General features: G+C 55.8%; 3 rRNA genes. All 3 read left to right on the top strand.

Going from position 1 to position 5,965, the window contains the following annotated elements:
- Positions 1-601 precede the first annotated feature (601 nt).
- Positions 602-2,122, top strand: a 16S ribosomal RNA gene (locus KZX60_RS11840).
- 441 nt (positions 2,123-2,563) lie between these two features.
- Positions 2,564-5,656, top strand: a 23S ribosomal RNA gene (locus KZX60_RS11835).
- 183 nt (positions 5,657-5,839) lie between these two features.
- Positions 5,840-5,956, top strand: a 5S ribosomal RNA gene (gene rrf, locus KZX60_RS11830).
- The 16S, 23S and 5S rRNA genes sit together here, the layout of an rRNA operon.
- The last annotated feature ends 9 nt before the right edge of the window (positions 5,957-5,965 follow it).

Here is a 5,965-nt window from a genome sequence, read left to right as displayed (position 1 = left end):
GCGTGGGGGTCGTGGTGTGTGTAGAGTTCCATCTCGTGCTGAGGCGCGGTTCGAGGAATCGGACGGCCGGGTGAAGAACATGGAATCCGCGGATTCTTGCCGTGAATGGCAGGTCCAGGGCGGATGTGCTCACACAGTGTGCAGTGTTCCTGTGAGGGGATGCTGGTATTCCTGAAGAGATGATCTGGTTTGACTGCTGGTGATCGTGTGGTAAGCTTTCGTAGCCTTCTGCATGGATTTTCACTGGGTGACGACGTCGGATGACGGAGTTGACGGGAACTGATCGTGTGGTAAGGTTGCGAAACCGGATCACGTGAACAGCTGCTGAAGACTTCGGAAACGGGGTTGACAGGGTCTGATCGGATGGTCTAGGATGGAGAAGTTGCTCCAGAGTGAAACGTTCCGCGAGGCGGGATGGTGAGTCTGGAAGCGCCTGTTGTTTGAGAACTCAATAGTGTGCCAAGTTTGTTGATGCCAATTGTTTTAACACATTGGTTGACCATACACCCCGCACCCCCGTGTGAGTGGTGGTGGTCTGCCAGCGATTGAATTGATGTCATGACACTTATTTCCGGGTGTTGTGAGGTCGTTCTGTAATTTTTTTACGGAGAGTTTGATCCTGGCTCAGGATGAACGCTGGCGGCGTGCTTAACACATGCAAGTCGAACGATGAAGCCCAGCTTGCTGGGTGGATTAGTGGCGAACGGGTGAGTAACACGTGAGTAACCTGCCCTTGACTCTAGGATAAGCCCGGGAAACTGGGTCTAATACTGGATAGGAACGTCTACCGCATGGTGGGTGTTGGAAAGAATTTCGGTCATGGATGGACTCGCGGCCTATCAGCTTGTTGGTGAGGTAATGGCTCACCAAGGCGACGACGGGTAGCCGGCCTGAGAGGGTGACCGGCCACACTGGGACTGAGACACGGCCCAGACTCCTACGGGAGGCAGCAGTGGGGAATATTGCACAATGGGCGAAAGCCTGATGCAGCGACGCCGCGTGAGGGATGACGGCCTTCGGGTTGTAAACCTCTTTCAGTAGGGAAGAAGCGAAAGTGACGGTACCTGCAGAAGAAGCACCGGCTAACTACGTGCCAGCAGCCGCGGTAATACGTAGGGTGCGAGCGTTATCCGGAATTATTGGGCGTAAAGAGCTCGTAGGCGGTTTGTCGCGTCTGTCGTGAAAGTCCGGGGCTTAACCCCGGATCTGCGGTGGGTACGGGCAGACTAGAGTGCAGTAGGGGAGACTGGAATTCCTGGTGTAGCGGTGGAATGCGCAGATATCAGGAGGAACACCGATGGCGAAGGCAGGTCTCTGGGCTGTAACTGACGCTGAGGAGCGAAAGCATGGGGAGCGAACAGGATTAGATACCCTGGTAGTCCATGCCGTAAACGTTGGGCACTAGGTGTGGGGAACATTCCACGTTTTCCGCGCCGCAGCTAACGCATTAAGTGCCCCGCCTGGGGAGTACGGCCGCAAGGCTAAAACTCAAAGGAATTGACGGGGGCCCGCACAAGCGGCGGAGCATGCGGATTAATTCGATGCAACGCGAAGAACCTTACCAAGGCTTGACATGTTCTCGATCGCCGTAGAGATACGGTTTCCCCTTTGGGGCGGGTTCACAGGTGGTGCATGGTTGTCGTCAGCTCGTGTCGTGAGATGTTGGGTTAAGTCCCGCAACGAGCGCAACCCTCGTTCCATGTTGCCAGCACTTCGGGTGGGGACTCATGGGAGACTGCCGGGGTCAACTCGGAGGAAGGTGGGGACGACGTCAAATCATCATGCCCCTTATGTCTTGGGCTTCACGCATGCTACAATGGCCGGTACAATGGGTTGCGATACTGTGAGGTGGAGCTAATCCCAAAAAGCCGGTCTCAGTTCGGATTGGGGTCTGCAACTCGACCCCATGAAGTCGGAGTCGCTAGTAATCGCAGATCAGCAACGCTGCGGTGAATACGTTCCCGGGCCTTGTACACACCGCCCGTCAAGTCACGAAAGTCGGTAACACCCGAAGCCGGTGGCCTAACCCTTGTGGAGGGAGCCGTCGAAGGTGGGACCAGCGATTGGGACTAAGTCGTAACAAGGTAGCCGTACCGGAAGGTGCGGCTGGATCACCTCCTTTCTAAGGAGCATTAGTGCCCGTTGCATCACCGCGTGTGTGATGGCGGGTTGCTCATGGGTGGAACATCAACGAATGGTGCTGGGGAGTGTCCTGGTTCTGGCTGAGTACGCCGGCTGTTTGCAGCTGGTTGGAATGGTTGGGGCTGGTGATGGTTTCTGGTGTTGGCACACTGTTGGGTCCTGGGACAGCAGGCGCCTGGCAGCCTTTTGGGGTTGTTGGGTGGTGTTGTTTCTGTTTCCCTTGCTTGGTGAGTCGCATCGTTGTGGTGTGGTGAGCGGGTGTGGGGGTTGTTGTTTGAGAACTGCATAGTGGACGCGAGCATCTTATTTTTGTTGCTGCACTGTTGATCGCCGTGTTTCCCCCTGGGGACGTGGTGTGAGGTGTGGTGACGCCGAGAATGACATCTTAGTTATATTTGCTCATTTTAGGGCTTTCATGTGTGTGAAAGTTTCTAAGGGCGCATGGTGGATGCCTTGGCAACAGGAGCCGAAGAAGGACGTGGGAATCTGCGATAAGCCTGGTGGAGTCGATAACCGGACGTTGAGACCAGGATTTCCGAATGGGGAAACCCCGCACGACGTGTCGTGTGACCGCCCGTTGAACACATAGACGGGTTGGAGGGAACGTGGGGAAGTGAAACATCTCAGTACCCACAGGAAGAGAAAACAAAAGTGATTCCGTTAGTAGTGGCGAGCGAACGCGGATGGGGCTAAACCGTATGTGTGTGATACCCGGCAGGGGTTGCATGTGCGGTGTTGTGGGCCCCTCCTTGTCATGTCTGCCGGCATGGCGCGGTGAGGTGCGGGTGTATAGACGAACCGCTTTGGATGGCGGACCGTAGAGGGTGAGAGTCCCGTAGTCGAAATGCATTCCGCCGCCGTTGGAGGGTTGCCCGAGTAGCACGGGGCCCGAGAAATCCCGTGTGAATCTGCCAGGACCACCTGGTAAGCCTGAATACTACCTGTTGACCGATAGCGGATAAGTACCGTGAGGGAATGGTGAAAAGTACCCCGGGAGGGGAGTGAAATAGTACCTGAAACCATGTGCCTACAAACCGTCGGAGCCTCCTTGTAGGGGTGACGGCGTGCCTTTTGAAGAATGAGCCTGCGAGTTAGTGATACGTGGCGAGGTTAACCCGTGTGGGGAAGCCGTAGCGAAAGCGAGTCTGAATAGGGCGATTGAGTCGCGTGTCCTAGACCCGAAGCGGAGTGATCTACCCATGGCCAGGTTGAAGCGCGTGTAAGAGCGCGTGGAGGACCGAACCCACTTCAGTTGAAAATGGAGGGGATGAGCTGTGGGTAGGGGTGAAAGGCCAATCAAACTCCGTGATAGCTGGTTCTCCCCGAAATGCATTTAGGTGCAGCGTCACGTGTTTCTTCCCGGAGGTAGAGCTACTGGATGGACGATGGGCCCTACAAGGTTACTGACTTCAGCCAAACTCCGAATGCCGGGAAGTGAGAGCGTGGCAGTGAGACTGTGGGGGATAAGCTTCATAGTCGAGAGGGAAACAGCCCAGACCACCGGTTAAGGCCCCTAAGCGTGTGCTAAGTGGGAAAGGATGTGGAGTTGCTGAGACAACCAGGAGGTTGGCTTAGAAGCAGCCACCCTTGAAAGAGTGCGTAATAGCTCACTGGTCAAGTGATTCCGCGCCGACAATGTAGCGGGGCTCAAGTACACCGCCGAAACCGTGGCATTCAGCTTTTGTTGGATGGGTAGGGGAGCGTCGTTCACGAGGTGAAGCCAGCGAGTGATTTCTGGTGGATTGTGGACGAGTGAGAATGCAGGCATGAGTAGCGAAAGACGGGTGAGAAACCCGTCCGCCGGATGACTAAGGGTTCCAGGGTCAAGCTAATCTGCCCTGGGTAAGTCGGGACCTAAGGCGAGGCCGACAGGCGTAGTCGATGGACAACGGGTTGATATTCCCGTACCAGTGAAGAACCGTCCCTGCTGAGCCGGTGATACTAACCGCCCGAACCATCCCAAACCTGGTCTTTGATCAGGATGGTGGTGGGGAGCGCGGGACCTGAACCGGGGAGGCAAGCGTATTAACAGGTGTGACGCAGGAAGGTAGCCGGGCCAGGCAATGGAATCGACCTGGTCTAAGGGTGTAGGGCTGCTGGTAGGTAAATCCGCCAGCTTTGTGCTTGAGACCTGATGGGCGCCCACTTGGTGGGTGATCCGGTGATCCTATGCTGCCTAGAAAAGCATCGGCGCGAGGTTCAAACTGCCCGTACCCTAAACCGACACAGGTAGTCAGGTAGAGAATACTAAGGCGATCGAGAGAATCATGGTTAAGGAACTCGGCAAAATGCCCCCGTAACTTCGGGAGAAGGGGGGCCCCAACCTTGAGCATCACTTGCTGGTGTGAGGGGATCGGGGCCGCAGAGACCAGGGGGAAGCGACTGTTTATCAAAAACACAGGTCCGTGCGAAGTCGTAAGACGATGTATACGGACTGACTCCTGCCCGGTGCTGGAAGGTTAAGAGGACCCGTTAGCTTCGGCGAAGCGGAGAATTTAAGCCCCAGTAAACGGCGGTGGTAACTATAACCATCCTAAGGTAGCGAAATTCCTTGTCGGGTAAGTTCCGACCTGCACGAATGGAGTAACGACTTCCCCGCTGTCTCAACCGTGAACTCGGCGAAATTGCATTACGAGTAAAGATGCTCGTTACGCGCAGAAGGACGGAAAGACCCCGTGACCTTTACTATAGTTTGGTATTGGTGTTCGGTGTGGCTTGTGTAGGATAGGTGGGAGACTTTGAAGCGGGCACGCCAGTGTTCGTGGAGTCATCGTTGAAATACCACTCTGGTCACTCTGGATATCTAACTTCGGCCCGTGATCCGGGTCAGGGACAGTGCCTGATGGGTAGTTTAACTGGGGCGGTTGCCTCCCAAAATGTAACGGAGGCGCCCAAAGGTTCCCTCAGCCTGGTTGGCAATCAGGTGTCGAGTGCAAGTGCACAAGGGAGCTTGACTGTGAGAGTGGCAGCTCGAGCAGGGACGAAAGTCGGGACTAGTGATCCGGCGGCTCGTTGTGGAACGGCCGTCGCTCAACGGATAAAAGGTACCTCGGGGATAACAGGCTGATCTTGCCCAAGAGTCCATATCGACGGCATGGTTTGGCACCTCGATGTCGGCTCGTCGCATCCTGGGGCTGGAGTAGGTCCCAAGGGTTGGGCTGTTCGCCCATTAAAGCGGTACGCGAGCTGGGTTCAGAACGTCGTGAGACAGTTCGGTCCCTATCCTCTGCGCGCGTTGGAAATTTGAGAAGGTCTGTCCTTAGTACGAGAGGACCGGGACGGACGAACCTCTGGTATGTCAGTTGTACCGCCAGGTGCATGGCTGATTAGCTACGTTCGGGATGGATAACCGCTGAAAGCATCTAAGCGGGAAGCCGGCTTCGAGATGAGATTTCCTTGCCCCTTGAGGGTGTGAGGCCCCCAGCGAGAACACTGGGTTGATAGGCTGGATGTGGAAGCGAGGACTGAAGACTCGTGGAGCTGACCAGTACTAATAGGCCGATGATTTTTACACACATGTTCCTTCTGCTGCTTCAAGCGGGAGGGGTGATGGTGCTTGCGTCCACTGTGCGGTTGTCTGATTGCAGCCGGTCCTGTCCCTTGTGGGGGTGGGGTTGAGAATTGAAGAGTGTGTCACTGTTGTGTGACCCGATGGTTTCCCGCTGCGCCTGTTTGGGTGTGTAGGTGGGGTTAGGGTTACGGCGGTCATAGCGTGGGGGAAACGCCCGGTTCCATTCCGAACCCGGAAGCTAAGGCCCACAGCGCCGATGGTACTGCAACCGGGAGGTTGTGGGAGAGTAGGTCGCCGCCGGACATCTTTTGA

Origin of the sequence: Micrococcus sp. EYE_212, from assembly GCF_023147585.1 — a bacterium.
Taxonomy (GTDB): Bacteria; Actinomycetota; Actinomycetes; order Actinomycetales; family Micrococcaceae; genus Micrococcus.
This window is presented reverse-complemented; position numbering and strand designations above follow the sequence as displayed.